This window comes from Variovorax sp. GW821-FHT10D07, assembly GCF_059415325.1.
In genome coordinates, this window is record NZ_JBWKMZ010000012.1 from 173,873 (window position 1) to 200,487 (window position 26,615).

A 26,615-nucleotide genomic window follows, 5' to 3' on the forward strand; every position below is an offset into this window, starting at 1 on the left:
ACCATGCAGATCCCGCTTCGCTACCTCGCGCACAGCCGTTCCGGCGACAAGGGCAACATCTTCAACGTGGGCGTGTTCGCCTACGAGCCCGCGTTCCATCCGTACCTGGTCGAGCAGCTGACGGCCGAGAAGGTCAAGGTCTTCTACAAGGTGGCCGAGCGCGTCGACCGCCACGTGGCCGACAACATCCACGGCATGAACTTCGTGCTGCACGGCGCCCTGGCCGGCGGCGTCTCGCGCACGCTCGCGCTGGACAACTACGGCAAGGCCATGTCGAGCGTGATCCTGCGCATCGACATCGAGGTGCCGCCGGAGATCGAAGCGCTGGTGCGGCGACGCTTTCCGGCCTTGCCTGCCGCGACGGGCCCGTCGCCCTAGCGCTGCGCCGGCGGAATCGCCTGCACCGAGGCGATGAAGTCCGCGAGCGTGTCGCGCTCCCACTTCAGATGCTTGCGCTGCGCCGACGCCGGCTGCTTGCCCAGGAACACCCCGGGCCGCCTTTCGGTCGCCGGCCGGATCGGCCGCGGCGCGAAGCCGCCGCCGCAGTTGGGGCAGACGTCGTGCAGCACGTTTTGCGCGCAGTCGGCGCAGTAGGTGCATTCGTAGCTGCAGATGCGCGCGTCGGTGGCGTTCGGCGGCAGGTCCTTGTCGCAGTATTCGCAGTTGGGCCTGAGTTCGAGCATGGGTTCATCTCCGGAGAAAGGGCAGGGGGATGGCGCCGCGCGCGGGCAGCGTCATCGCGATCACGCCGGCCATGATGCACGCAAGCCCGGCCCAGGCGGTGGGCGAGAGCCGCTCGCCGAGGAACAGCACGCCGATGGCCACGCCGATCGGCACGCGCAGGTAGGCCTGGGCGGAGGTCGACATCGGGCCCAGGGTGCGGATCAGCCGGAAGTAGATCGTGAAGGCCAGCGCGGTCGAGACCACGGCGAGCGCGAGCACGGCGGCCAGCGACGCGGCCGAGGGCGCGAGGGTCCAGGGGCGATCGATCAGCAGGCTCGCGGGCAGCAGCAGCGCGGCGCCGCTCACGAGCGAGCCCGCGGCCGGCAGCATCGGGTCCAGGCCCTTGAACACGCGGCCGAACATCGCGGCGCAGCCGTAGCAGACCGCGGCCGCGACCAGCGCGAGCTGAGCCCACAGCGACTGGCCGAGGCCGCCGAGCGCCTCCACGCCGACGATCAGACAGATGCCGATCAATCCGGCCGCCACGCCGAACAGCCGCCGCAGCGTGGGCCGCTCGGCACCGGCCAGGCCCAGACTCAGCAGGAAGATGAAGATCGGCGAGGTCGAGTTGAGGATGGTCGCGAGGCCGGCGCCGACGCTGCGCTCGGCCCAGGCGATCAAGGTGAAGGGCAGCACGCTGTTGAGGCCGGCCTGCAGCGCGAAGCGGCGCCAGCTGGCCGCGTCGCGCGGCAGCCGCAGGCCGCGCAGCCGCAGCACGGCCAGCAGCAGCAGGCCCGCGACCAGCGTGCGCGCCGCGATCAGCGTGACCGGCGGAAGGGTCGCGACGCCGATCTTGATGAAGGTGTAGGAAGCGCCCCAGCAGGTGGCGAGCAGCACGAGCAGCGCCCATTCGAGGGCGGGGCCCCGGGGTTTGGCTGAAGCGGCGAGGGTGGTGGTGGTCGGCATGGCGCGCCGATCATCGCGAAGGCCGCGCGCGGACACTTCGGCCGCGGCCGAAACGTGCCTGCCTCAGTGGCCGTGCCCGTGGTGCGGGTCGTCCGCGCCGCCGTTGAGCAGCGTCGCGAGGTCGGTCTCCTGCTCGGCCGCCGCGCCCGCGATCACGCGCCGCTCGAGCTCGTCGAGGTGCTCGAGCGCCACGGCCAGCGCCTTGTCGAGCGACTTGCCGGCGGTCAGCGCATCGATGATCTGCTCGTGTTCGCGCGGCGCGCAGCTCGCGGCCTCGGCCGAGTCGTAGAGCGCCTTGTAGAGCTCGGTGTTCGCGATCAGCCGACCGATGTACGAGAGCAGTTCCTCGCTGCCCGCCATCTGCGCCAGCAGCAGGTGGAAGTCGCCGGCCAGGCGCACCGCGTCTTCGCGCCGCCCTTCCTTGAACGCCTTCTGCTCGGCCTGCACGTGCTTGCGCAGGATGGCCACCTGCTCGCGCGCGAGCTGGCCGAACAGCGTGGTCACGAGCCCGGCCTCGACGATGCGGCGCGCGCGGTAGGTGCCGCGCATGTCCTCGATCGAGGGGTTGGGCACGAAGGCGCCGCGGTTGTGCTCGAGCACCAGCCGCTTCTCGGAACCCAGCCGCGCCAGCACCTTGCGCACCGCGCCGCGCGTGCAGCCCAGCGCTTCGGCCAGCGCGCGTTCGCGCAGCGGCGTGCCGGGCCGCAGCTTGCCGCTGAGCAGCGCCTTGGAGACGGCGGCATAGACGCGTTCGTCCACGTTGGCGCCGTCGGCGTCGGTGGGCTCGGGGGAGGGTGCGGGCGCGGAAGGCTTGCGGGTGGCGGGCATAGGCAGGCGGATTTTGCCTGCGTCGCGCCACCCCGGGGAAAGCCCCCGGATTGACGCGGTGCGGCCCGCTTCGTACCATTCGCGGAAATTTGGTTAACCAAAATAAAATAATATGGTTGACCAAAAATCCAGGTATCCACAACCACACACGACAACGGAGACACACATGAAATCCGCCAAATGGCTGGCCGCGCTGCCGGTCGCCGCCTTCTTCAGTGGGGGCTGGCTGTCCTCCGTCGCGCCCACCTTCGTGCTCGGCATGCCCTTTCTGATGGTGTGGAACGTGCTCTGGCTGGTGCTGACCTCGCTGATCATGGTGGTCATCGACCGCGCCGAGGGCGACCTCGACGCACCGGCAACGCGGGGAGACGCGCGATGAACGCCGCGCTCGGCGTGATCGCGCTGTTCGTGGTCGGCGCGCTGGCCCTCGCGGTGCTGGCGCGGCGCGGCCGCACCATGAGCCTGGAGCAATGGGCGCTCGGCGGGCGCGGGCTCGGCGCGATCATGGTGTTCCTGCTGATGGCGGGCGAATCGTTCTCCACCTTCACCTTCCTGGGCGCCAGCGGCTGGTCGTACAGCAAGGGCTCGCCGGCCTTCTACATCCTGGCCTATGGCGGGCTGGCCTACCTCATGGCCTTCTGGATGCTGCCGGCCGTGTGGCGCTACGCCACCGCGCACAAGCTGGTGTCGTTCTCCGACTTCTTCGCCCACAAGTACGACAGCCGCCCGCTCGGCGTGCTGGTGTCGGTGGTCGCGCTCGGCGGCATGGTCGCGCTGCTGACCATCCAGCTGCGCGGGCTCGGCATCATCGTCTCGGAGGCCTCGTACGGCTCCATCGCGCCGCCGGTGGCGATCTGGATCGGCACGCTGGTGATGGTCAGCTACATCCTGTTCTCGGGCATCCACGGCTCGGCCAGCATCGCCATCGTGAAGGACGTGCTCATCCTCGCGCTCGCCGTGTTCCTCGGCCTCTACCTGCCCTGGCACTACTACGGCGGCGTGGCGCCGATGTTCACCGCCATCCACGCGGCCAACCCGGGCTTCTTCGAATTCCCGAAGGAGGGCCTCAACCTCAGCTGGTACAACTCGACCATCCTGCTGACGGCGCTGGGCTACTACCTCTACCCGTTCAACCTCACTTCGGTGTATGCCGCGCGCAGCGCGAGCGCGGTGCGCCGCAACACCATCCTGATGCCGCTGTACCAGGTGGTGATCGCCTTCCTGTTCCTGGTCGGCTTCGCGGCCATCCTGCAGGTGCCGGGGCTCAAGGGCTCCGACGTCGACCTGGCCCTGTTCGGCCTCGTCAAGCACACCTTCGACCCCTGGTTCGTCGGCGTGATCGGCGGCACCGGCGTGCTCACGGCGCTGGTGCCGGGCTCGATGATCCTGCTCACGGCCTCCACCGTGATCGGCAAGAACGTCTACAAGGAAGGCTTTGCGCCGCATGCCACCGACCGCCAGGTGTCGCGCGTGGCGCGCGGCGTGCTGCCGCTGTTCGCGCTGGTGGCGGTGTACTTCGTGCTGCGCGGCGGCACCACCATCGTGGCGGTGGCGATCTTCGCCTCGAGCCTGCTCACGCAGCTGCTGCCCTCGCTGCTGTTCAGCCTCATGAAGAAGCCCTTCGGCAACAAGCACGCGGCCTTCGCGGGCATCGTCGCGGGCGGCGCGGTGCTCGGCTTCCTGATGACCACCGGCGCGAACCTCGCTACGCTGTTTCCCGCGGCGCCGCTGGCCTTCAAGTCGCTCAACACCGGGCTGGTGGCGCTCGCGACCAATGCGCTGGTGTTCGTGATCGTGGCGCTGGTCACGCCGGGCCCGGCGCCGCGCGCGGCCGCGGCGCAACCCGCCTGATGCTTCAGATAACAAAAGGAATCCCCATGCCATCGCTCCTGATCCGCAATGTTCGCCCGCTGGGTGCCGCGCCGGTCGACGTGCGGGTGCAGGACGGCCGCATCGCCGAGCTCGGCGCCGCGCTCGCCGCGCCGGCCGATGCCGTCGTCGAGGACGGCCGCGGCGCGCTGCTGCTGCCCGGCCTCGTCGAGGGCCACACCCACCTCGACAAGACGATGTGGGGCCTGGACTGGTATCGCAACGAGGTCGGCACGAACCTGATCGACAAGATCGAGAACGAGCGCGCCTTCCGCCATGCCAGCGGCCACGACGCGGCCGCGCAGTCGCTGGTGCTGGCCAAGGCCTTCCTCGCGCTCGGCACCACGCGGCTGCGCACGCACGTCGACGTCGACACGCAGGCCGGCCTGCGCCACCTCGAGGGCACGCTGCGCACGCGCGAGACCCTGCGCGATCTGCAGCAGATCCAGGTCGTCGCCTTCCCGCAGTCGGGCCTGCTCGCGCGACCCGGCACGGCCGAGCTGCTCGACCGGTCGATGGCTGCGGGCGCCGACGTGCTCGGCGGGCTCGACCCCTGCGCCATCGACGGCGATCCCGTGAAGTCGCTCGATGTGCTGTTCGACATTGCCCACCGGCACCAGCGCGCTATCGACATCCACCTGCACGAGCCCGGCGCCATGGGCGCCTTCTCGCTCGACCTGATCCTGCAGCGCACCGAGGCGCTGGGCATGCAGGGCCGGGTGGCGATCAGCCATGGCTTCTGCCTCGGCGACGTGAGCGAGCGCGAGCGCGAGGCCCTGCTCGCGCGCATGGCGAAGCTCGGCGTGGTGCTGATCACCAGCGCGCCGCCCTCGCGCAACGTGCCGCCGCTGCTGGCCTGCCGCCAGGCCGGCGTGACCGTGCTCGGCGGCAACGACGGCATCCGCGACACCTGGTCGCCCTATGGCCGGCCCGACATGCTCGAGCGCGCGATGATCATCGGCCTGCGCTACAACCTGCGCCGCGACGACGAGATCGAGGTCGCGCTCGACACCGTGACGCACGCGGGCGCGCGCGGCTGCGGCTTCGAGGCTTACGGCCTGGGCGTCGGCGATCGTGCCGACCTGGTGCTGGTCGATGCGCAGACCGTGGCGCATGCCGTGGTGGAGCGCCCCGTGCGCCGGCTCGTGGTGGCCGGCGGCCGCATCGTGGCGCGCGACGGCGTGCTGCAGGACGACGTGGCCGCCTTGTGAAGGCGGAGGTCCGCCGCGATGCCGGCACCGCCTTCGCGGCCGTGATCGTGCTGGTGGCGCTGAACCTGCGCGCCTTCCTCACCTCGAGCAGCCCGCTGCTCGGCGCCATTCGCATCGACACCGGCATCGGCTTCCATGCCGTGGCGCTGCTCACGGTGCTGCCGATGTTCGCGATGGGCGCCACCTCGCTGTGCGGCGCGGCCGTGGGGCAGCGCATCGGCGCGCGCGCCGGTGTCGCGCTGGGCCTCGCGGCCATCGCGCTCGCCTGCGCGAGCCGCTACGGAGCGAACGGCGCGGCGCCGCTGCTCGCCAGCGCGGCGCTCGCGGGCGCTGGTGTCGGCCTCGTGCAGGCGCTGATGCCGGGCGTGGTCAAGCAGGCCTATCCGGCGCGCATCGGCGTGATGACCGGGCTCTATTCGGCCGCGATCATGGGCGGCGGCGGCTTCGGCGCGATCGCCAGCCCCTGGGTCGCGCAGGCGCTCGGCGGCGCGCATCCCGACTGGCATGCGGGCCTCGCGATCTGGGCCCTGCCCGCGGTCTTCGCGCTGCTGTACTGGCTCAACATGCGGCGCATGGAATTCACGGCCGATGCACCGCGCCGCGGCCTCTCGTGGCTGCGCTGCTTCGCGAGCCCGCGCGCCTGGCTGCTGGCGATCTGCTTCGGCCTCGTCAACGGCGGCTACACCAGCCTCGTGGCCTGGCTGCCGCACTTCTATGCCCAGCAGGGCTGGAGCGCGCAGCAGGGCGGCTCGGTGCTCGCGCTGATGACGCTGGCGCAGGTGGTGGGCGCGCTCGCCATGCCCGCCATCGCGCGCAGCCGCGGGCGCGACCTGCGGCCCTGGCTCGCGCTCACGCTGGCCGCGCAGCTCGCGGGCTTCTGCGCGCTCGCGCTGCATGCCCCCGTGCCGGCCCCGGCCATCGCGCTCGCGCTGGGCTTCGGCCTCGGCGGCGCGTTCTCGCTGTGCATGGTGCTCGCGCTCGACCACCTGCCCGACCCCGCGCAGGCCGGCGCGCTCGCGGGCTTCATGCAGGGCCTGGGCTTCATGATCGCGGCGCTCGCGCCCTTCGTCACCGGCTGGGTGCGCGAGCACACCGGCGGCTTCGCGCTCGCCTGGGCCTACCTCGGCGCCGTCGTGCTCGTGCTGCTGCCGCTGCTGCTGCGCTTCGATCCGCGCCGCTACGGCGCCGCCACTGCGGAGCTGTTCGCGCCGCGCGCCGTGCCATCCTCTTCCATCGCGCCCGAAGGCGCAGCCACCCGAAAGGTCTGAACACCATGTACCAGGAACGCTTCATGCAACGCGCGCTCGCGCTGTCCGCGCAGGCGCTGCACGAACCCGGCACCGAGCCCTTCGGCGCCGTGGTCGTGAAGGACGGCGCCATCGTCGGCGAGGGCTTCAACCATTCGGTCGCGCACCACGACCCCACCTCGCACGGCGAGGTCGAGGCCATCCGCGACGCCTGCCGCAAGCTCGGCAGCGTCGACCTCTCGGGCTGCGAGCTCTACACCTCGTGCGAGCCCTGCGCCATGTGCGTGGCGGCGATGCACATCGCGGGCATCGCGCAGCTCTACTACGCGGCCTCGCTCGCGCAGTCGGGCGAGGCCTTCGACGGCGTGACCGTGGCCGCGCGCCATCCGATCGACGTGGAGGCGCTGCGCATCGAGTCGGGCGCGACGCTCGCGCAGCGCAGGCTGCCAGCCGAGCAGAGGATGGATGGGGAGGCGGTGCGGATCCTGGCCGAGTGGGCGGCCACGCGGCGCGCGGCTTAGGCCGAAGCCGTCGGCACGAACGGCGAGGGCAGCGGTTCGGTGGGAAGGTCCGGGAGGTCGGGAATCTCGGGATATTGCCCCAGCGGATGGACATCGAAGTAGGCGTCGAAGAGGATGGTGTTCGGCGCCAGATTCGCCACCGCGGTCTGCGCGACGCGCGCGTTGCCGGGTCGCTTGGCGATGCCTTCGCTGGTGGTTGGCGCCGAGAGTTGGAAGATCTCGCAGGCACCTACGTAGTAGCCGTCGTTTCGCACGATGTACTGCACCGAAGGCAGGTACTTGTGAGTCTCGGGATCGGCCGTCATGCCGGCGGCGAGCAGGAAGTCGATGATGTAGTTGGTGTCCTCGATCTGCGACATCCGCAGGTATTGCTTCTCGGTGTACGACGCCATGTAGTCGAGGCACACGTCCACGCCGAAGGGCACGCCGCCCAGCGGGTCGTTGTCGAACCCCGTGTACTGCTTGCCGTCCGCGTAGTAGGCAGCGGTGGTGGTCGACTCCATCAGCACGAGGATATCGAGGTGGCCCAGCAGAACCTTCCAGTAGGCCCGGCCGTCTTTCAGGACTTGCGTGCCCCCGTCCGTGTCGAAGTCGATCCATGACACATTGCGCTTGGGCCACATCGCGATCGGCCGGCTGCCGTCGGGGTTGGCCTTGCTGAAGTTGTCGATCACCAGCACGTAGTTGAGCGCTTCGTAGGGCGGAAGGTTTTCGTCTTTCACCGGGCCGCCTTGCGGGGCCGGCGCCGCGGGAGGCTCGACCAGTTGCTTCATCAGAACCTGCGAAGTGCCGGGCAGCAGCGCCAGCTTGCCGTACTGCTCCTGCGGGAACAAGGCGATCAGCGCGCGCACGTGCTTCTGCACCTCGATCACGCAGGTGGTCGAGAAGGCCTTGATCTCCTCCTCGTTCCTCACCGCATCCCAGTTCACGTTCCAGAAGAACTCGGGCACCACAAAGAAGCAGAGGTCGGTGGGCGCGCTCTTCTTTGGGAGGCCCTGTGCCAGCGCATCGCTCAGCAGGTTGAACTTGGCCTGCAGCGCGCGCCGCGTGTAGGTCTCGATGGCTTCGTCCTTCAGTCGCTGGTCGGGGAGTGGCGCTGTGGAGGGCGTCTGGAGGTTGAGAACGCGCACGTTCTTCACCGCCTTTTCGACCGGCCTCGGCGGTGGCGGATCGACGGGCGGCGTCGGCACCACCGCGGGCGAGGGTGGTGGTGCCACGGCCACCGGTGCCGGCGCCGGCGAAAAGCTGCTGCTGCCTCCGCCGCCGCATGCGGCCAGCAGCGCGCTGGTGCCGAGGGGAAGGGCCAGGCCGGCCTTCAGGAGGGAACGGCGGCGCGTTCCCTGTGCATGCGCTTGATCCGGATCGGCTTCGCTTTCGTGGGTCATGTGAAAAAGCTCCCTGATGTTGATGTGTGCAGAAACTGCAATCGGGTTGCGCAAAATCCGTGCCCGCGAACGACGCACCATTGCGCCGCATTCCCATGGGAATTCAAACCAGGCGGTGCTTTCCTGACGATGCGATCAGACCCGAAGCGAGAATCACCAACGCAACAATGTGGCGATTAATTCCTTGATGAATATCACTTTGGGATCGATGCAATGCACAGATGTCGATCGAGTCGGCGGGCTTCGCGCGCCGGTTTCGGGCAACACTTCATCCATGCCGCCGTCGTGCTCGCGCTCGGTCCGGAAAGGGGCGAGGCTGTAGGGCAGCCCGCCCAGCGATACGCGGCTGTCGCCGACAGGCCGCGCACGCCGAAGGCATCACCATCGGTTCATCGACAACCTTTGGAGGATCCTTCCCATGATCAACAAGACCCTGCTCGCACTCGCCACTTCGCTGACCCTGCTGGCCGCCGGCACCGCCAACGCGCAGATCGGCAAGGCCGCCTCCGAGGCGACCGATGCGGCCCAGCACAAGATCGACGAGAAGCAGGCCGACAGCAAGGCCAAGAAGAGCGGCCCGGTCGGCAAGGCCGTGAACAACGTGAAGTCGGGCTATCACAAGAACCGCTCGAAGGCCTCGGCCGACAAGGCCAAGCAGTCGCTGAAGAACGCGGGCTGATCCGCGTCCCTCGATCCCGCGCGGCGGCGGCTCAGGCTTGACGGGCCTGGCCCGCCGCTTCCTTCGCTTGCGCCGCCTCCCGCGCGCGCACCACCGTCGTCGTCTCACCCGCATAGCCCCAGTCGTCGGTGTCGATCTCGTCGATCACGATGTGGGTCAGGTGCGGGTCCTTGCCGAGCACGCGCTGCAGCGTGTCGGTGATCTCGGCGATCACGGTGGCCTTCTGTGCGCGCGTGACGCCGTCGCGCGTGATGCGTACGTTGACGTAGGGCATGGCGTTCTCCTTCACCCGATGTAGTTGCCCGCGCTGCCCGCGCCATCCACCGGCAGCACCGCGCCGCTCGTGAAGCCCGCGTTCACCAGGTAGAGCACCGCGTCGGCGATCTCGTCGACCGTGCCCAGGCGGCCGGCCGGCTGCAGGGTCTTGAGGAAGCCGTGCGTCTCGGGCGCATGCATCGGGCTGTCGATGATGCCGGGCGCCACCGCGTTCACGCGCACGCCATGCGGCGCGAGTTCGAGCGCCAGCGCGCGCGTGGCCGCGTTCAACCCGCCCTTGAGCAGCACCGCCATGAAGGCCGGCACGTTGCTGCGCGGCTGCAGCGCCACCGAGGCCGTGATGTTGACGATTGCGCCCGCGCCGCGGCCGATCATGTGGCGCGCCGCGGCCTGCGAGGCGTAGATCGTGCCCTTCACGTTGGTGGCGATCTGCTGCTCGACCTCCTCGGGCGTGAAGTCGACGAAGGGCTTGGCCAGGAAGATGCCCGCGTTGTTGACCAGCGCGTCGACGCCGCCGAAGCGCGTGACCGCATGCTCGACCACCGCGGTGGCGATGCGCGGATCGGCGATGTCGCCGGCCACGCCGGTGAAGCGGTCGCCGGCGCCGAACTGGCGCGCGGCCTCGACCAGCCGCGCGTCGCTGCGCGCATTGCCGACCACGTTCCAGCCTTCGGCCAGCAGGCGGCGCGCGATCGCGAAGCCGATGCCGCTGCTGGCGCCGGTGACGATGGCGGTGCGGGCCTTGCCGCCTTGGGAATCAGGGGTGCTCATGGTGAATGTCCTTCCGGTATTTGCGCCCCGCAAGATGCGGTGGCGTCGTGGAAGGAAGTGTGGAGTCGCTCGAGCTAAGAGTGAATGGCCGCGATTCGGCAATCACTCTTCCGCTGTTCGAGCGAATCAGCCGCTGCGACGCTTGGCGCGCGGGGCCTCGGCCTTGGGCTCGCAGGCCTTGCACCAGTCCGCGAAGCCCGCGCGCAGCTTGGGCAGCGCGAAGTCGACGAAGGCCCGCACCTTCGGCACCGACAGCCGGCCGTGCGGCACCACCAGGTGCACCGGCAGCGGCGGCGGCTCGTCCTGCGCGAGGATGATGCGCAGCCGCCCGTCGGCCACCTCGTCGGCCACGTGGTACGAGAAGGAGCGCAGCACGCCGCGCCCCTCGGCCGCCGAGGCCACCGCCGCGCGCAGGCTGTTGACCACGAAGCGCGGCGCGAACTGCACCGTGCGCGGCATGGTGCCGGCGCCGCCGACGCCGGCCGCGGGCGGGAAGCTCCACGAGTCGATGCCGAAGTGCGTCATCGCCACCACCTGGTGCTCGGCGAGGTCGGCCGGCACCGCGATGCGCGGATGCTTCGCGAGGTAGCGCGGCGAGGCCGTCGTGACGCGGCGCACCTCGCCCACCGGCAGCGCGACCAGCGTCGAGTCGGCCAGGTGCGCGATGCGCAGCGCCACGTCGATGCCCTCGTCGATCAGGTTGGCCGGGCGGTCCAGCAGGTGCAGCCGCACCGACACCGTCGGGTGCGCGTTCATGAAGGCGTCGAGGATCGGCCGCAGCAGGGCCTCGCCCACCGCGACCGCGGCCGTCACCGTGAGCCGCCCGCGCGGCGCCGAGCGTTCGCCGGCCGCCGCGATGTCGGCTTCCTCGAGGTCGGTGAGGATGCGTCGGCAGGCCACCGCATAGCGCTCGCCCGCATCGCTGAGCCGGATCGAGCGCGTCGTGCGGTGCAGCAGCTCGGCGCCCACGTGGGCTTCGAGGAAGGCGATCGCGCGGCTCACGGCGGCCGGCGACTTGCCGAGCTTGCGGCCGGCACCGGCGAGGCTGCCTTCGGCCAGCGCCGCCACGAACACCTTCATGGCGTCGATGCGGTCCATGATTCTTCCTTCTCGCGAAATACTGAATGCCCGAGGATAGGGATTCATTCGCGCACCGGCAATCCGTAGCATCGAATCCATCGATTCGCCGGAGCACATCATGGCCACCCCTCGCAGTGCGGACGCGCGCACTGTCACCGCATCGCACCCGCGCGCCGCCGCCACCTGGCCCGCCATCCTCGCAGGCTTCTGCGCCACGCTCGTGGGCCTGGGCCTCGCGCGCTTCGCCTACACGCCGCTGCTGCCCGCCATCATCGACGCGCACTGGTTCGACGCCTCGGCCGCCACCTACCTCGGCGCCGCCAACCTCGTGGGCTATCTCGCGGGCGCACTGCTGGGTGGCCCGATGTCGGCGCGCTGGCCGGTGCGCGGCGTGCTGCGCGCGATGATGCTCGCCACCGTCGCCTCGCTCGCGGCCTGCGCCTGGCCGCTGGACTTCGCATGGTTCTTCGGCTGGCGCATCGTCTCGGGCATCTCGGGCGGCGCGCTCATGGTGCTGGCCGCGCCCACCGTGCTCGCGCACATCCCGCCGCACCAGCGCGGCCTCGCGAGCGGCCTGGTGTTCGCGGGCATCGGCCTGGGCATCGCGGCCTCGGGCACGCTGGTGCCGCTGCTGCTGCGCCAGGGGCTGGGCGCGACCTGGCTCGGCCTCGCGCTGCTGGCCCTGCTGCTCACCGCGCTCGCATGGAACGGCTGGCCCGCCGCCGCACCGGCACCCGTGGCCACCCCGCGCGCCGCCGCCGCACGCAAGCCGGCCACCGGCGCGCTGCGCGCGCTCACCGTCTCCTATTCGCTCAATGCCGTGGGCCTCGTGCCGCACATGATCTTTCTCGTCGACTTCGTCGCACGTGGCCTCGGACAAGGCCTCGCGGTCGGCGCGCAGTACTGGGTGGTGTTCGGCCTCGGCGCGCTCGTGGGGCCGGTGCTCAGCGGCTGGCTCGCCGACCGCGTCGGTTTCGCCACCGCGTTGCGCATCGCCTTTGTGCTGCAGGCCGCGGCGCTCGCCTTGCCCGCGTTCGGCCTCATCGGCCATGGCGGGCTGATCGTGTCGAGCGCCGTGGTCGGCGCCTTCACGCCGGGCATCGTGCCGCTGGTGCTGGGCCGCGTGCAGGAGCTGCTCGCGCATCACCCCGCGATGCAGAAGCCCGCATGGAGCCGCGCCACCACCGGCTTCGCGGTGCTGCAGGCCAGTGGCGCCTACGGAATGTCGTGGCTGCTCGCGCACGCGGGCGGCGGGTATGCGCTGCTGTTTGCCGTGGGCGGCGTGGCGATCGTGCTGGCGCTCGTCACCGACATCGTCGCGCGGAGGCTGCACCCCGCCGCCTGAGCTGGATTCCCGCGGCGCATCGCTCTTACACTGGGGCGATGAAGCGAGCCCTGGAAGTCGAGCGCACCCTTCAGCCCGTGGTCGAGCTGAAGGAGCAGGGCGCGGCCTACGGCTACTCGGTGCGCGCGCCGCGCTCCAAGGGCGTGATCCCGCCGAGCTCCTACCGCGACAGCGGTTTCGCCACGCTGCCCGACTGCCTGCGCGACGTGGCCAAGGCGCTGGGCGGCGACTTCAAGCGCATCTACATCCGGCTCGAAGGGCATTGCGTGGGCGAGCGCGACATCGTCGAGTTGCGCGATGCGCCCGATGCGGTGGCCGAGGCGTTGAAGGCGGCCTGCCTCGAGGCCGATGCGGCGGTGAAGCCCGTGGGCGATGCCGGCGGCCAGGGCTGACAGCCTTCAGCTTCCCCGCAGGTTCGTCGCCGCATAATCGCGCCCCTTTCTTTCGGGGGCTCCATGCAGATCGATATCGCGCAATCGACGCCGACCGCCGCCAGCATCGCGAGGCTCGTGCAGGCCTTCTACGACCTGGGCCAAGTCGTCGCGAGCGAATTCCTGATTGGACGCTTCAACCAGAGCTACCGCCTGGACTTCGCCGATGGCCGGCGCGTGGTGGCGCGGCTGAGTCCCGAGCGCTTTCGTGGCGGGCCCAATATCGCCTTCGAGGCAGCCGCGCTCGCGCACTGGGCCGATGCCGGTTGTGCCGTCGCGCGCTGCCTGCCCACGGCCAATGGCGAGGCGGCGATCCGGGTGCAACTGCCCGAAGGACCGCGCGCGCTGATGCTCTTCGAGCACCTCGAAGGCGAAGCCACCGGCGACAGCGTCGAGCACATCGCGCTGCTCGCGCATGGGCTGGCTGCCTTGCATGCCGCGGGCGAAAGCTACGGCGGTCCGCCCAGCGCCTACACCCTCGATCTCGATCACCTGTTGCACCGTCCGCTCGAAGCCCTGCTGCGCGGATCGACCATGACGGCCGAGCTGCGCCCGCAGTACGAGGAGATAGGCCGTCGCCTCGCCGACGACATCCTGGCCTTCGGCGAACTCTCGCGCGTGCTGTGCCATGGCGACACGCACGGCTACAACAACTTCATCGCGGCCGATGCGAAGGGGCAGCGCCGGGCGCTGTTCTTCGACTTCGACGAAGCGGGCCCCGGCTACCTGGCCTACGAACTCGCGGTGTATCCGTGGAGCCTGTATCCGCGCATGCCCGATGGCGTGATGAGCGAGAAGGCCAGGTCCCAATGGCTGGCCTTCATCGGCGCCTATCGCGAAGTGCGGCCGATCGCCGATGTCGACCTCGCCGCGATTCCGCGTTTCATGGCCGTGCGGCAGCTCTGGCTGCTGGGCGAATACGCGGCGCGCATTCCCGACTGGGGATCGCAGTCGATACCGACCGACTACCTGCACAAGCAGACCGCCATGCTGCGCGCATGGCAAACGCTCGAGCTGCCGCTATGACCGGCCGTTGCGCGCCACCGCGACGCACTTGATCTCCACCAGCAGCCCCGCGTGCGCGAGCGAGTGCACGCCGATGCAGGTCCAGGCGCACTGGCCGCGCGGAAAGAGGCGGTCCTTCACCGCGCGGAACACCGGCATGTGGGTGGCCATGTCGACGTGGTAGGTGGTCATCTCGACCACGTCCTCGAAGCCGCAGCCGGCTTCGGCCAGCACCGTGCGCAGGTTGTCCCAGGCCGCGACGAACTGCGCCTCGGGGTCGGCGATGACTTCGAGTTCGGGCGTGCGGCCGACCTGGCCCGCGCAGTAGACCGTGGCGCCGACCTTGACGGCGGGCGCGTAGCCGGCGCGTTCGGCCAGGCGCTGCATCGAGGCGGGGATGATGAGTTGTCGTTCCGTCATGGCAAAGGGATGTGGGGTTCCGGAGAGCGGCCACCGGCCGGATCGGGCGCGGCCTCGACACGGTCCAGGCAGCTGCAGTTTCCGACCTCGTCCCAGCCCGACAGAGGCAGCGGCCTCGTCGCGTCGGCAGGGGTGGTGGGTGCGATGGGTGGCGAGTATGGAGCGTCGTTCATGGTCTTGTGGCGCGAGAGGTTGTTGTTCACTTGGGCGCGAGCAGCCTGCCGCTCGCGAGCCATTGCAGGGTGCGAACCGCGAGCACCGCGATCAGCACGCTCAGGAAAGCGAGCAGCGCGAGCGCCAGCACGGTCAGCGGCAGGAAGTCGGCGTGATGCGCGTAGCGCAGCGCGGCATTGGCGAGCGCGGCGATCGGAAAGCTCAGTGCCCACCAGCCGGCGGCAAAGGGAATGCTTCGCCGGAACACCTTGAACACCAGCGTGAAGAAGACGAAGAGCCCGAAGTAGAAGAGCAGCGCCGCGAAGGTATCGACGCGCTGGAAGAAGCTGGTGTAGGCCAGGAAGCCCACCTCGAAGGGCGCGACCAGGATCATCAGCGAGGGCACCATCTCGTTGGCCAGCTTCTCGTGGTGATGGATCAGGCGCGACACGATCATGGTGAAGAACACCAGCGCCACCATCGTTCCCACGGCCATCGCGAACAGGTTGAGTTCGCGCGCCCAGGCCATGGGCATGGTGCCGCCGGCCACCGTGATGTCGAGCGTGGCCACGCCCGGGATCAGCCAGGCCGGCACCGAATGGCCGGCGTCGACCTTGCCGCGCAGCATGCGGCTCACGATGGTGAAGGACAGCGCGACGGTCAGCGCGGCGCCGATGCTCCAGAGCAGTTGCGAGGCCCGCGCGCTGACCGGCGCCACGACCGAGGAGATCAGCAGCGTGGCGATGGTGATCGTGCCGAAGAAGTTGCCCGCGATCGGGTGCATGAACTCGGCACGCACCGCCTGTGGATGCAGCACGGCCTTGGCCGCGTAGGCCAGGCACAGCAGCGCGAACACCGCGACCGCGATGGCGCCGACCGACGCGTGGATGCGCGGGCTCGCGCCGAACTGCTCGCTGGCCTGGTGCCAGGCGCCGGCCAGTCCCGAGATGCCCATGACCGAGGCGAAGAGGTTGACCGGCAGGTGGCGAAGGGAGGTCTGTCGCGGAGGGGCTGCCGGACTCAGCGTGTGCGTGGTGATGATTTTTTGCTCCTGAAAACCCCCGCGCGAGAGCGGCGAGGGCGAAGCAAAAGTCTAGGAGTCGGGGGCGCCCGACGGTGGGCCTCGATGGCGCGGTTTGCGCCATTGATGGCCCGTTTCAGGCCACGCTGCGGAAGCGCTCGCGATAGTCGCGCGGCGTCGTGTCGAGCCGCTTCGCGAACACCACGCGCATGTGGTTCGCGCTGCGAAAGCCGCAGCGGAAGGCCACCGTCTTGAGCGGCAGGTCGGTCTCCTCGAGCAGCTTGCGCGAGAAGTCGATGCGCACCTGCTCGACGAAGGCCGAGGGCGTCATCGCGGCGTCCTTCGCGAAGCTGCGCGAGAAGGTGCGGCGGCTCACGCCCACCGCATCGGCAAGCTGCTCGATGCTCAGCGGCTCGCTCAGATGCTCGGTGACGTGGCGCAGCACCTTCGCCACGATGGTCTCTTCCTTCGGGCCCACCGCCAGGTAGGGGCTGTACTGCGACTGCCCGCCGTCGCGGCGGATGTAGACGATCAGCCGCTTGGCAATGCGCAGCGCGAGTTCGTGGCCCCAGTCCTCGGTCACCAGCGCGAGGCAGAGGTCCACGCCGGCCGTCACGCCGGCCGAGGTGAACAGCTTGCCGTCGCGCACGAAGATCTTGTCGGGCCGCACGCGCGCCCGCGGAAAGCGCGCGATGAGCCGATCCACGTCGTGCCAGTGCGCCGTGACCTCCTTGCCGTTGAGCAGGCCCGCATGGCCGAGCGGAAAGGCGCCGTTGCACACCGAGCCGTAGCGCCGCGAGCCCGCGGCCATGGCGTTGAGCCAGGCGAGAAAGGGCGCGGGATAGGCGTGCAGCTCGGGCAGGTTCGGACCGCCGGCCACCAGCAGCAGGTCGGGCTGTTCGTGGTGGTCGAGGTAGCCCGTGCCCACGTGCAGCTGCATGCCGTTGGCGCAGCGCACGCCGCCGGCCTGCAGGCCCACGAGCGTGATCTCGTACTGCTGGTGCGGGGGCAGGAAGCGGTTGGCCTCGGTGAAGACGTCCATGGGCGCCGCGACGTCGAGGGCCTGGACCCCTTCGAGGACGACGATGACCAGCTTCATGGGGCGCGCTTTCGGGGCCGATGGGCGGGCGATTGTAGGACGCTCTGTCTACATGGATGCCGGCATGGGTTCGATGCCCCGTCGTGAAATTTACTGTGAGCGTTCGCCCCCGCAGATACACAGGCATACGGAATCGGGTTCGCGAGGGCCATGCCCCGAAAACAATCACTTCCGTCAGCAGCAACAACCCTCTCCTTCCGCCACTGACGACTGTCCGTCTCCTTCTTCTTCAACCCTTGAGAAAGTCCATCATGAAGTCTTCCGTCCTCCTCTCCGTCGCCGTCCTCGCTTCCGTGTTCTCGCTCGGCGCCAGCGCCGAGCAATACCAGGGCGTGCTGCAGTTCCAGTCGACCGCGAGCCGCGCCGATGTGCGTGCCCAGGCCGTGGTCGCCGCCCACAGCGAAGACCCGTACAGCGAAGCCGCCCAGGCCGGCGTGCCGCCGGTGTTCCAGAGCCAGGTCGCCCGTTCGGACGCCCGCTCGCAGGCCGTGGCCGCCGCGCGTGCCGGCAACCTCTATGGCGACGTGAGCGGCGATGGCGTGGCCCGCGTCGTGGCCGGCAACGTCGACCGCCAGGCCGTGCGTGCCGAGGCGCGCGCCACGGCGGCGCGTGGCGTCAGCGAAGGTTCTTGATGCGGGCAGCATGCCGCGCCTCGGGCGCAGCAGCTCCAGCGTGCGGGCCTGCCTTCATGGTGCGGCCCGCCGCGCTTTCTCTTTCTTCTTGTTCCCTCAGTCCCACGCCGGCGACAGCCCGGCCGGATCCGTCAACCGCTCGCCACGGTCGAGCGCCGCGATCTGTGCCATCTCCGCGTCGCTGAGCCGAAGCTGCTGGGCCTTCAGATTGCTCTCGAGGTTCGCACGCTTGGTCGACGACGGAATCACCGCATAGCCCAGCTGCATCGCCCAGGCCAGCACCACCTGCGCGGTGGTCGCGCCATGCGCCTTGGCAATCGCCTCGATCGCGGGGTCGTTGATGACCTTGCCGTAGGCCAGCGTCATGTACGAGGTGATGTGGATGCCCTGGCTCTTCGCGAACTCGGCCAGCTTGCGGTTCTGCAGGTAGGGGTGCAGCTCGACCTGGTTGGTGGCGATCTGCGCCGCGCCCACGGCCGCGATGGCTTCCTTCATCAGCGCGATGTTGAAGTTCGACACGCCGATGCGCTGGGTGAGCCCCTGCGCCTTGGCCTCGGCCAGCGCGCCCATGAACTCGGCCACCGGCACCGCGTTGCCGGGCGAGGGCCAGTGGATCAGCGTCAGGTCGACGTGATCGGTGCGCAGCTTCGCGAGGCTCTCCTTGAGGCTGGGCACCAGCTTGTCCTTGGCGTAGTTGTCGGTCCAGATCTTGGTGGTGATGAACAGTTCGCTGCGCGCCACGCCGCTCTCGGCGATGGCCTGGCCCACCTCGGCTTCGTTGCCGTAGATCTGGGCCGTGTCGATGGTGCGGTAGCCGAGCTCGAGGCCGGTCTTCACCGAGTCGATGACCACCTGGCCCTTGAGGCGGAAGGTGCCGAGGCCGAAGGCGGGGATGGGGGAGGGGGTGTTGTCGTTGCTCATGGTTGGGTCCTTGGTTGAGAAGTACGTGGGTCGAATCGATCGACCGGTGAATGGATGGATGAATGAAGGCGAAAGAAGGGAGAAGACGCCGCGCCCTCGTCGCGCGGCGCAGGCGCGCACCGCGCCTCAGTGTCCGACCGGCACCGGCCCCGAGGCGCGCACCGGGATGCCGCTGCGGCGGTCGAGCACGCCGCTCCACTGCGTGAGCGCCAGCGACACCAGCACCACCAGCGCGCCGATCCAGGGCGTGTGCATCAGGCCGAGGTGCGTGACGATCAGGCCGCCGGCCCAGGCCGCGCCGGCAATGCCGAGGTTGAAGGCCGCGATGTTCAGGCCCGAGGCCACGTCGACCGCCTGCGGCGTGAAGCGTTCGGCCTGCTTCACCACGTAGACCTGCAGGCCCGGCACGTTGCCGAAGGCCACCGCGCCCCACAGCAGCACCGCCACCACGGCAAACCACTTGTGCGGCGCCGCGAAGTTGAACAGCAGCAGCACCGCGGCCAGCAGCGCGAAGATGATCTTCAGCGCCGGGATCGGGCCCAGTCGGTCGGCCAGCTTGCCGCCCCAGATGTTGCCTACCGCCACCGACACGCCGTAGACCAGCATCACCCAGCCCACCGCGCCTGCGCTGAAGCCGGCCACGTCGGTCAGGATCGGCGCGAGAAAGGTGAAGGGAATGAACGAGCCGCCGTAGCCGATGGCCGTCTTGGCATACACGAGCAGCAGGCGCGGCTCGGCCAGCACCTTGGCCTGCTGCGCCAGCGAGGCCGGCGCCGTGTGGCGGATGTCGTTGGGCACGAAGATCCAGCTGCCCACGAAGGCGATCACGCCGAGCGCCGACACCGCGAGGAAGGTTTCACGCCAGCCGAAGTGCTGCCCGATGAAGGTGCCCAGCGGCACGCCCGTGACCAGCGCCACCGTGAGGCCCGTGAACATGATCGCGATCGCGCTGGCCGCCTTTTCCTTGGGCACCAGGCCGGTGGCGATGGTCGAGCCGATCGAGAAGAACACCCCGTGCGCCAGCCCCGTGAGGATGCGCGCGGCCACCAACGTTTCGTAGCTGGGCGCCTTCCAGGCCAGCAGGTTGCCGACCGTGAACAGCGCCATCAGGCCCAGCAGCAGCGCCTTGCGCGGCAGCTTGCCCGTGAGCGCGGTGAGCACCGGCGCGCCGATGGCCACGCCCAGTGCATAGAGGCTGACCAGCAGGCCGGCCGAGGGAAGGCCGATGCCTAGATCGGCGGCGACCGTGGGGATGAGGCCAACGATGACGAACTCTGTCGTTCCGATGGCGAAGGCGCTGAGGGTTAGCGCTAGTAGGGCGATGGGCATGGGGCACTCCTTCTTGGATGGGAGGAGTGTCCCGCCTTTATCCTTGCGGATTAATGGGGTACTAAGCAGAAGATAGTTGCTCCGCAAGCAAATGTCTTCTGTCTAATGCTTCCTGTTGATGACATTAGGGACGCTCTCATGCTCGTGAAGAACCAATGCGTCTCCATTGAAAAACCACTCTCTTAGGAAAAAACGCCCCCATTGGCGACGAGTGGTAGCGCAGCAGTACGTTTTGGGCTACCGTTTTTTACATGGTTGTTGCACACTTACGAAAGCGCTACCGAGTCAACTAACTTCAGGTCGGCGTAGTAAATACGAATACAGGAGCTTAAATTGTCAGCCGAGACAAGTGTTCACGAAGTGCTTGAGAAGTGCAGTGTATTCAAGTCAGCCGGCCTGTGGTTGCCAGAGCCCTTTATGCGTCCGCGTGCTTGGATAAAGAATTTTGATAAAGATGATCAAAAGATTGCGGCTTTTCTTTTAGATAAATTTACTTTTTACAACAAAGCATTGACGCAGCGATTGTTGTTCGCCTCGTATAACTCTCTCGGCGATGGCATGCCCAAAAGCCGCAGCTCAAAGAAAATAGATATAAATGAAGCTCTCAAAGTTGCTGTTCTGACGCCAGTCAATGGCGAAAATCCTAATCCCGCCGACTCAGGAAATCTTCTTTGTCGAATGGCGAGGCAATCTTTCAAATTGGAAGATGCCACTCAAATTTTGACTACGGAGAGCGCTCGCGAACATGCGCTTAAAGGCGGCACGGTGCTATTCGTCGATGATTTTGTGGGATCTGGTGATCAGTTTCTTTCGACTTGGGGTAGCAAAAATCAGCAAGGTGTATCCTTTGAAAGTATTTCAAAAAATAATAATAATTTTGTCGCGATATACATAACGCTGGTGGCAACGGATTTTGGGATAGATAAAATCAGCACTAAAGCTCCGGATGTACACATTTGTACGGCGCATGTCCTAGAAAAAAAGTCGACTGTGCAGGGGTTAATGGAGAGCAATCCTTCCATTGCTGCTGAAGTCGCGGGCTTTTTGAAAAAATACGCTCAAAAATTATTGCCACGCGAAGCTTATATTGCCAAAAACCCCTCGTATCGCGAATATGGGTACAAGAGTCGAGGATTGTTGTTTGGGTTTGAGCATTCAATACCAGATGCGACCTTGCCGATTTTTTGGTCGCCTGGAATCAATAACTGGGAGCCTTTAATTGAGCGAAACTAAAAACATTGGGGTTCTTAGGCAACTCTTTGGCGACAACAGAGCTGAATGGCCATCGGCTCATTTTGGGAACTTGTTTGTATCCCCGACGTATTTAAGAAAACTGGAGTCAATGCGCCCATGCTTTCTAGTGGGCGGTCGTGGGACGGGGAAAACGACGGCACTTCAATCTCTCAGATTTGATTCCATGTTGGAGCGAATCGAAGGAGAGGGGCAATCATTTGGAGATATTGGCTATCTAGGGATTCTTGTTCGAATGAATAAGAATCGAGTTCGAGCATTCACCGGGGGCGGAACGCCGGAAGATCAGTGGAAAAAATGGTTTGCACATTATTTCAATCTAATCGTTTGCTCTGAGCTAACAAATTTAGCGATTTGGCTTCAGTTGCGGGTGGGGACGGCTTTACCTATTAGTAGCGTAAAAATTCTTGCCCAAGAACTCGGGTTGGATCCGCTGGAAAATTTGGAAGAGCTTAAGGTCGCGCTGAAAGGTGCGACGTCTAAGCTCCAGCTTCAAGTAAACAATCCGAGTCGAGATTTTCAAATTAACGCTTCAATGGCAGAAGCTCCGCTTAGAACTTTTTGCGAGAGCCTGCGCGATAGCGGTCTTCTAGGTGAACGCGTTGTTTTTTGCTGTATTGATGAGTATGAAAATTTGCTTGACTACCAGCAGGCAATAATTAATACCTACATAAAGCATGCGGAGCCGCCTCTTTCATATAAGGTCGGGGTTCGCAAGAATGGGCTGCGGAATCGCCAGACGTTGGATGGACAAGATTTACTTCGTGTTCCAGATGATTGTTTGGAAATTGAAATTGCCGACGAGGGCTTTGAATACTTTGCTAGAGCGGTTGCCGAGTTACGGCTTAAGTTCGCTCGAACAGAAGGTGCTCCAGTCGCGGACAGCCTGAAAAATTTTTTGGAAGAACTGCCATTTTCCAAAGAGGCTATGGCTCTAGGGGCGGAAAGAATCGCGGATCAAGTTTTAAATGAATTGCAAGGCACGGAAGTAGCGAAATTCCTTCTTGAGAAGCCGAAGAGCGAGGTCTATTTTTTGCGCTTTTGGCAAGAAAGTGAAGGAGGCTCGTTGGAGAGCCTAGCAATCTCTTGGAGAGATAACGAAATTGAATGGGAAACCCGGTTGGGGAACTATGGGTACGCCAGCCTTTTTTGGCTTTCTAGGGGGCGCAAAGGGGTTCGAATTCGCAAATACTATTGCGGAGAGAGAACGCTGCTTTCGCTTGCAGCGGGGAATATTAGGTACTTTCTTGAGCTAATCGACTCGGCCATTGGGTACGAGCTAGATCGTTCTTCTGATTTTTCCAAGGAGTTAGTCCTTTCGGCCAAGGCCCAGACAATTGCGGCACGAGATGTCGGAAAAAGGCGGCTTAGTCAGCTTGAAGGGCTTGCTGAGCACGGCGTGCAGCTGAAGCGTTTGGTTCTGGCCATCGGAAAGGTGTTTTTTGAGTTGGCGCGTGAACCAAATGGAAAGGCGCCAGAAGTAACTTCTTTTGTTTTGGCCGGCGAGACAGCAGAAATCGAAGAAATTCAACGACTTCTGCAAGAGGGGGTTGGACATCTTGCATTTGAGTCGGAACCAAGAACAAAACCGACGACGAACTCCGAAGTTCGGGATGACGAGTATAGATTGCACAGAATATTTAGTGCTTTCTTCGAGATATCCCATCGCAAGAAGCGCCGAATGACGATTCAAGCAAGGCATCTTTTGGAAATTCTCAAGGATCGCCCTTCTAGAATAATTTCAACTCTTTTGGACGATAAGCCGCAGACGGCAGCAGATGAGCTTCCAGATCAGCTCGCGCTATTTTCCGCCTTTTATGAAAAGGAGTCGGAGAAATGAGCGGTTTTCCTATTCCGCCAACAACAACCCAAAGGTTTCGCATACTCAAAGCGGAAGATCTTTTTCCGGCGGAAAGAGTCATTGCTGCCGCGATCCCGAAAGAAAATCGAGGAAACATTCCCCTTTGGTCGGAAATATCAAAAGCGGACCCATCAAGAATTACGTGGATTCAAAAAGCTGACAAAGAGGAGATTTTGATTCAACATGGAGTTGGCGAGGTGAAGTCTTTTTCCCTGCGCGATGACGCCGCTCTTGATGGAATGTTGAATGCAAAGCGAATTCTTATAGATGTGACTGGTCTTAGTCATGATGTATGGGCTCCTTTAATAAAGTGCGCGCTAAGACAAAAAATTGAACTTAGAATCCTTTATGCAGAGCCGGAATCCTATAAGACTCACCCAACGCCTTCATCCTCCGCTATATTTGATTTGAGCGTTACATTTGAGGGGCTTGCTCCGCTACCTGGCTTTGCACGGCTGGCCGGGCCAGAAGATGAGACGAAATGTGTTTTTATTGCGACGCTGGGATTTGAGGGGAGTCGTCCGGAATATTTGGTTTCTCAATTGGATCCGACGCCCAAGGTAATTCCGGTTGTAGGTGCTCCCGGATTTCAGTTGGAGTATCCGGCGTTTACCGTTGGATGTAATCGAATTTTCTTAGAGGAATATCGTGCTCACTCCGAGCTGCGTTACGCGCGTGCGAGTTGTCCATTTGAAGCCTTTCAATCAATTAGCTTGATAAAAGAGGATTATCCTGACTATTACATGTATTTGGCATTGGTTGGAACTAAGCCGCACGCGATCGGCGCTGTGCTGTTTGCGCTAAAATATCCGGATACAACAGAGGTAATGTTTGATTATCCTGTTAAAAAGGACGACCGAACCAAGGGGTTGGGGTTAATCCATATCTATAACCTGGAGGGGTTTGATGCTTGTTGATCTTGATAAGTATTACACGCCTGCCGATGTTGCTATCAGCGCACTTGAAAGAGCGGAGCTTCCCTATAGTCCAAGAACTTGCGCCGACTCTACGTGCGGCAGTGGACGGCTTCTAGATGCCGTAAATAAAGTTTTTGGCTCTGTTGAATGTATTGGGATTGATCAGGATCGAAGCGCGATCGCTAGGCTGCGTCGAAAAAGACCCAATTGGCACTTGGCAGTTGCAGATCTGCTTGGGGGTGAGCCATATTTGAATAATTTTTCTACCAAGATTCCCCGCTCGGTAGATCTTTTATTCATCAATCCTCCTTTTAGTCAAGGGGGAAGAAAATCTGTTGAGGTGGTGTATAAAAAATCCCCGCTTAGGGCTTCTGTGGCAATGGCTCATTTGTTGAGGAGCCTTGAGGATTTGAAGCCAAAGGTGGGGGCGGTAGCTGTTGTGCCCGAGTCTTTGCTCTACTCCGAGACTGATGTTGTTGCTCGAAAATTAATAGGCGAATCATTTTCTTTGAAATTGATTTGGGAGTTAAAAAACTGTACTTTTAGCGGTGCGAGAGTGAATTCTTCGGTGATAAGAATTGCGCCGGAGGGTGATCCTGCCAAAACCAAATCTTTAAAGACGTTCGATGCTGATATCGAAGCTTCTTTGATTCGGGGCAGTTTGCCTGTTCATCTGAGTCAATTTGAAAAAGTGGGATTTCCTTATGTGCACTCCACCAGTATTCTCTGGTTGATTGCTGGAGGAGGGGTGGAGGATTTGCCAAAGACCAATAGTCCCGCTAAAGGCAAGGTTTCAGGCTGGGTGTTATTGATTCCTCGAGTTGGAAAGCCCGATATTCAATTGCTTGAGCCAATATTCCTCACAACTTCAGTCCAGCTTTCTGATTGTGTTTTGGCGGTTTCATTTAAAAACAAAAAGCAAGCAATGATTGCTGTAGGTCGAATTAAGGAGAGGTGGGTGGATTTTTCTGCTTTATATCGAGGGACCGGTGCAAAGTACACGACTACTGCGAGATTAGAGTCTTGGTCAATTGAAAATATCGGGCTGAACTTAACGGGGCGAGAAAAATCCACGATAATTAATTGCTGGTAGATGTACACTCTGTTTCGCCGTTAAAATGGCGACCGGGTTTGGAAGCCCGCTGAAGTTCTGCGACGAAAGCCGCAGTCACCGCACATGGTCTGCGGCTTTTTCGTTCGTCCGTTTTAGGCGGCTCGAACGGGAGGGCGCGAGCCCTGCCGGTTCTCGTCAGAGCTTCCCGGTCTTCCAACCCGTTCGAGCTGCCGCCCTCGTTTGGAAGCGGGTGCGTCGGTTGTTGCAAATCGAAGTTCTGATCTGGGAGGCCACACATGGCTGAAACCGCATCCGAGTCGGTGCCGTCGCGCGCCCGTTTCCCCGTATCTCACCTGAGCGATCTCGCACTCCAAACCTGCGACGACGCCGACCACCTCAACGAAGTCCTCCGCGCCTACACCGCGCTAGAAAAGCTGGTCGAGCCCGCCGGCCTCCAGGACTGCGAAACCCTCACCCCCAGTCGTACCGAGCTCAGCGCCTTGCTGTGCTTGCTCAACCGGGCCCTGAGGTCGCGCATCGACACGATCCACGCCGCGGCCATCACGCTGCATGAGGCGATCGAGGAAGCTGTCCAGCCCCCGACCCCCGCTATCGGCGCACCATGAAAAAAGCCGCCGGCAAAAACCGGCGGCTTTCACGCATCAATCAATCGCCGGGCGCCGACTCAAGCCGCCATCGGCTCCGGCAACACCGACGTCAACGCGAAGTCGATCAGCCGCAGCCAGGTTTCCTCCAACCCCATGATGTTGTGGTGGTCGGAGTTCGCCACGGTCTTCACGCTCACGGGTGTGGGCCAGGCGTCGATGAGCTTCTGCGAGCGCTCGTGCAGCACCACGTCGTCGCGCTCGGCCAGCAGCACCTGGGTCTTGGCGGCGACCTCCTTGCTGTGCTCGATCGAATTGAAGCGATGGCGCAGCAGCAGCGACAGCGGCACGAGCGGAAAGCGCTTCTTCGCGACTTCGAGCATGGAGTCGTAGGGCGTCACGAGCTGCAGGCTCTCGAAGGGTTGGCGCGCCGACAGCTGGATGGCGACGCCGGTGCCGAGGCTGCGGCCGACGACGTGCAGGCGCGTCTGCGGGAAGGCACGGCGCAGGTGGCGCGCGAACTGCTCGGCGTCGGCCACGGAGGCGACCTCCGACGGGCTGCCCTGCGAATCGGCCACGCCGCGGTAGTTGATGGCGGCCATGCCGAAGCCCTCGGGCAGCCAGTGCAGGGCCTGGGCGGTCACGCGCACGTCCTCGCCGCGGCCGGCCAGGTAGATGATGAGGTCCTGCACGGCGGCCTCGCCCTGCGGGTGGTAGACGTAGCCGCGCACCATGCCGCCGGGCACGGGGTGCGAGTAGGTGGAGAAGTCTTCCGACAGATGCACCACGGGCCGCTTGCGGGCATTGAAGAGGATGTGACCCTGGCGCGTGGCCAGCAGGGTCCAGTAGGCGGCAAGGCTGCCGATGACGGCGGCCGAGGTCGACAGGGCGAAGCGGGCGATTCTTGCGTTGGTGTTGTATGAGGGCAAAGGGGCTCCCGAGAAAAAGGCCGGCATGTGTGATGCGGGCGGGAAGGCGATAGTTTCGCCGTGTTGGGAAGACAGCGCGTAGCGTGGTGTATGGCGGTGTTCGCCGATGTACGGCGAGGTTGGCTGCGCGATGTGGAATGCAGCGC

The 26,615-nt window shown here is 64.9% G+C and carries 29 protein-coding genes; 16 read left to right on the forward strand and 13 right to left on the reverse strand.

Annotated features, from left to right (window positions below; genetic code table 11):
* Window positions 1-3: 3 nt before the first annotated feature.
* Window positions 4-378 (forward strand): AtuA-related protein, encoded by a 375-nt coding sequence (locus AC07PU_RS29975; RefSeq protein ID WP_495321970.1) that lies wholly within the window; start codon window positions 4-6, stop codon window positions 376-378.
* Here AC07PU_RS29975 and AC07PU_RS29980 read toward each other — a convergent pair.
* From AC07PU_RS29980 to AC07PU_RS29990, 3 genes are all read right to left on the reverse strand, one after another.
* The gene (locus AC07PU_RS29980; protein ID WP_495321971.1) at window positions 375-683 is read right to left on the reverse strand and encodes a DUF1272 domain-containing protein; all 309 of its coding nucleotides are present in this window, start codon (window positions 681-683) and stop codon (window positions 375-377) included. The genes AC07PU_RS29975 and AC07PU_RS29980 overlap by 4 nt on opposite strands.
* A gap of 4 nt (window positions 684-687) precedes the next feature.
* Window positions 688-1,629, reverse strand: a complete 942-nt coding sequence (locus AC07PU_RS29985) for a DMT family transporter (RefSeq protein ID WP_495321972.1) — start codon at window positions 1,627-1,629, stop codon at window positions 688-690.
* A gap of 63 nt (window positions 1,630-1,692) precedes the next feature.
* Window positions 1,693-2,457 (reverse strand): GntR family transcriptional regulator, encoded by a 765-nt coding sequence (locus tag AC07PU_RS29990; protein ID WP_495321973.1) that lies wholly within the window; start codon window positions 2,455-2,457, stop codon window positions 1,693-1,695.
* 166 nt (window positions 2,458-2,623) lie between these two features.
* On the opposite strand from AC07PU_RS29990, the gene AC07PU_RS29995 reads away from it, so the two are divergent.
* The 5 genes from AC07PU_RS29995 to AC07PU_RS30015 are packed head-to-tail and all read left to right on the forward strand — an operon-like array spanning window position 2,624 to window position 7,305.
* Window positions 2,624-2,836, forward strand: coding sequence for a DUF3311 domain-containing protein (locus tag AC07PU_RS29995; protein ID WP_495321974.1), 213 nt, complete (start codon window positions 2,624-2,626; stop codon window positions 2,834-2,836).
* Window positions 2,833-4,308, forward strand: coding sequence for a sodium:solute symporter family protein (locus tag AC07PU_RS30000; protein WP_495321975.1), 1,476 nt, complete (start codon window positions 2,833-2,835; stop codon window positions 4,306-4,308). The genes AC07PU_RS29995 and AC07PU_RS30000 overlap by 4 nt, the downstream gene beginning before the upstream one ends.
* A 26-nt stretch (window positions 4,309-4,334) precedes the next feature.
* Window positions 4,335-5,537 carry an amidohydrolase family protein gene (locus AC07PU_RS30005; protein ID WP_495321976.1) on the forward strand — a complete coding sequence of 401 codons (1,203 nt, stop codon included), beginning with the start codon at window positions 4,335-4,337 and terminating at the stop codon, window positions 5,535-5,537.
* Entirely contained in the window at window positions 5,534-6,805 is a 1,272-nt protein-coding gene (locus AC07PU_RS30010; protein ID WP_495321977.1) for a cyanate transporter, read from the forward strand. The genes AC07PU_RS30005 and AC07PU_RS30010 overlap by 4 nt, the downstream gene beginning before the upstream one ends.
* A gap of 5 nt (window positions 6,806-6,810) precedes the next feature.
* Complete coding sequence (locus tag AC07PU_RS30015; RefSeq protein ID WP_093355497.1) at window positions 6,811-7,305, forward strand: nucleoside deaminase; 495 nt, start codon at window positions 6,811-6,813, stop codon at window positions 7,303-7,305.
* Here the strand turns inward: AC07PU_RS30015 and AC07PU_RS30020 are convergent.
* On the reverse strand, window positions 7,302-8,771 hold the full coding sequence (locus AC07PU_RS30020) for a hypothetical protein (RefSeq protein WP_495321978.1): 1,470 nt from the start codon (window positions 8,769-8,771) through the stop codon (window positions 7,302-7,304). The two genes, AC07PU_RS30015 and AC07PU_RS30020, sit on opposite strands and share 4 nt — an antisense overlap.
* Window positions 8,772-9,111: 340 nt before the next feature.
* Between AC07PU_RS30020 and AC07PU_RS30025 the strand changes: the two genes are divergently transcribed.
* Window positions 9,112-9,369: a hypothetical protein gene (locus tag AC07PU_RS30025; RefSeq protein WP_395352988.1), complete on the forward strand. Its 258-nt coding sequence runs from the start codon at window positions 9,112-9,114 to the stop codon at window positions 9,367-9,369.
* A 31-nt stretch (window positions 9,370-9,400) separates the two neighbouring features.
* On the opposite strand, the gene AC07PU_RS30030 is transcribed toward AC07PU_RS30025, so the two are convergent.
* From AC07PU_RS30030 to AC07PU_RS30040, 3 genes are all read right to left on the reverse strand, one after another.
* On the reverse strand, window positions 9,401-9,643 hold the full coding sequence (locus tag AC07PU_RS30030; RefSeq protein WP_057593911.1) for a tautomerase family protein: 243 nt from the start codon (window positions 9,641-9,643) through the stop codon (window positions 9,401-9,403).
* A gap of 11 nt (window positions 9,644-9,654) precedes the next feature.
* Window positions 9,655-10,416: an SDR family NAD(P)-dependent oxidoreductase gene (locus tag AC07PU_RS30035; RefSeq protein ID WP_093353282.1), complete on the reverse strand. Its 762-nt coding sequence runs from the start codon at window positions 10,414-10,416 to the stop codon at window positions 9,655-9,657.
* A 126-nt stretch (window positions 10,417-10,542) separates the two neighbouring features.
* A complete protein-coding gene (locus AC07PU_RS30040; protein WP_093353285.1) occupies window positions 10,543-11,514 on the reverse strand; it encodes a LysR family transcriptional regulator in 972 nt (323 codons plus the stop codon).
* Between the two features lie 100 nt (window positions 11,515-11,614).
* On the opposite strand from AC07PU_RS30040, the gene AC07PU_RS30045 reads away from it, so the two are divergent.
* The 3 genes from AC07PU_RS30045 to AC07PU_RS30055 all read left to right on the forward strand — a co-directional run bounded on the left by AC07PU_RS30045 (window position 11,615) and on the right by AC07PU_RS30055 (window position 14,298).
* Window positions 11,615-12,841: a YbfB/YjiJ family MFS transporter gene (locus AC07PU_RS30045; RefSeq protein ID WP_495321979.1), complete on the forward strand. Its 1,227-nt coding sequence runs from the start codon at window positions 11,615-11,617 to the stop codon at window positions 12,839-12,841.
* A 38-nt stretch (window positions 12,842-12,879) separates the two neighbouring features.
* Entirely contained in the window at window positions 12,880-13,233 is a 354-nt protein-coding gene (locus tag AC07PU_RS30050; RefSeq protein ID WP_093353290.1) for a hypothetical protein, read from the forward strand.
* A gap of 63 nt (window positions 13,234-13,296) precedes the next feature.
* The gene (locus AC07PU_RS30055) at window positions 13,297-14,298 is read left to right on the forward strand and encodes a phosphotransferase enzyme family protein (protein WP_495321980.1); all 1,002 of its coding nucleotides are present in this window, start codon (window positions 13,297-13,299) and stop codon (window positions 14,296-14,298) included.
* Here the strand turns inward: AC07PU_RS30055 and AC07PU_RS30060 are convergent.
* The 3 genes from AC07PU_RS30060 to AC07PU_RS30070 form a co-directional block, all read right to left on the reverse strand.
* Window positions 14,293-14,697 (reverse strand): RidA family protein, encoded by a 405-nt coding sequence (locus AC07PU_RS30060; protein ID WP_495321981.1) that lies wholly within the window; start codon window positions 14,695-14,697, stop codon window positions 14,293-14,295. The two genes, AC07PU_RS30055 and AC07PU_RS30060, sit on opposite strands and share 6 nt — an antisense overlap.
* A 199-nt stretch (window positions 14,698-14,896) precedes the next feature.
* Entirely contained in the window at window positions 14,897-15,892 is a 996-nt protein-coding gene (locus AC07PU_RS30065) for an SLAC1 anion channel family protein (protein ID WP_495322038.1), read from the reverse strand.
* 115 nt (window positions 15,893-16,007) lie between these two features.
* The gene (locus tag AC07PU_RS30070) at window positions 16,008-16,970 is read right to left on the reverse strand and encodes a GlxA family transcriptional regulator (protein WP_495321982.1); all 963 of its coding nucleotides are present in this window, start codon (window positions 16,968-16,970) and stop codon (window positions 16,008-16,010) included.
* A 251-nt stretch (window positions 16,971-17,221) separates the two neighbouring features.
* On the opposite strand from AC07PU_RS30070, the gene AC07PU_RS30075 reads away from it, so the two are divergent.
* Window positions 17,222-17,602, forward strand: coding sequence for a hypothetical protein (locus AC07PU_RS30075; RefSeq protein WP_057597225.1), 381 nt, complete (start codon window positions 17,222-17,224; stop codon window positions 17,600-17,602).
* Between the two features lie 96 nt (window positions 17,603-17,698).
* On the opposite strand, the gene dkgB is transcribed toward AC07PU_RS30075, so the two are convergent.
* Together dkgB and AC07PU_RS30085 are read right to left on the reverse strand one after the other, a co-directional pair.
* Complete coding sequence (dkgB, locus tag AC07PU_RS30080) at window positions 17,699-18,523, reverse strand: 2,5-didehydrogluconate reductase DkgB (protein ID WP_495321983.1); 825 nt, start codon at window positions 18,521-18,523, stop codon at window positions 17,699-17,701.
* A 126-nt stretch (window positions 18,524-18,649) separates the two neighbouring features.
* A complete protein-coding gene (locus AC07PU_RS30085; RefSeq protein WP_493208256.1) occupies window positions 18,650-19,852 on the reverse strand; it encodes an MFS transporter in 1,203 nt (400 codons plus the stop codon).
* Between the two features lie 333 nt (window positions 19,853-20,185).
* Between AC07PU_RS30085 and AC07PU_RS30090 the strand changes: the two genes are divergently transcribed.
* The 5 genes from AC07PU_RS30090 to AC07PU_RS30110 all read left to right on the forward strand — a co-directional run bounded on the left by AC07PU_RS30090 (window position 20,186) and on the right by AC07PU_RS30110 (window position 25,561).
* A complete protein-coding gene (locus AC07PU_RS30090) occupies window positions 20,186-21,085 on the forward strand; it encodes a phosphoribosyltransferase-like protein (protein ID WP_495321984.1) in 900 nt (299 codons plus the stop codon).
* Window positions 21,072-22,943 (forward strand): ORC-CDC6 family AAA ATPase, encoded by a 1,872-nt coding sequence (locus AC07PU_RS30095; protein ID WP_495321985.1) that lies wholly within the window; start codon window positions 21,072-21,074, stop codon window positions 22,941-22,943. Before AC07PU_RS30090 ends, AC07PU_RS30095 begins: the two co-directional genes overlap by 14 nt.
* On the forward strand, window positions 22,940-23,881 hold the full coding sequence (locus AC07PU_RS30100; protein ID WP_495321987.1) for a hypothetical protein: 942 nt from the start codon (window positions 22,940-22,942) through the stop codon (window positions 23,879-23,881). Before AC07PU_RS30095 ends, AC07PU_RS30100 begins: the two co-directional genes overlap by 4 nt.
* The gene (locus tag AC07PU_RS30105) at window positions 23,871-24,974 is read left to right on the forward strand and encodes a hypothetical protein (RefSeq protein WP_495321988.1); all 1,104 of its coding nucleotides are present in this window, start codon (window positions 23,871-23,873) and stop codon (window positions 24,972-24,974) included. Before AC07PU_RS30100 ends, AC07PU_RS30105 begins: the two co-directional genes overlap by 11 nt.
* A gap of 257 nt (window positions 24,975-25,231) precedes the next feature.
* Window positions 25,232-25,561 carry a hypothetical protein gene (locus AC07PU_RS30110; protein ID WP_495321989.1) on the forward strand — a complete coding sequence of 110 codons (330 nt, stop codon included), beginning with the start codon at window positions 25,232-25,234 and terminating at the stop codon, window positions 25,559-25,561.
* 59 nt (window positions 25,562-25,620) lie between these two features.
* Here the strand turns inward: AC07PU_RS30110 and AC07PU_RS30115 are convergent, their stop codons facing one another.
* Entirely contained in the window at window positions 25,621-26,469 is an 849-nt protein-coding gene (locus AC07PU_RS30115; protein WP_495321990.1) for an alpha/beta hydrolase, read from the reverse strand.
* Between the last annotated feature and the right edge of the window lie 146 nt (window positions 26,470-26,615).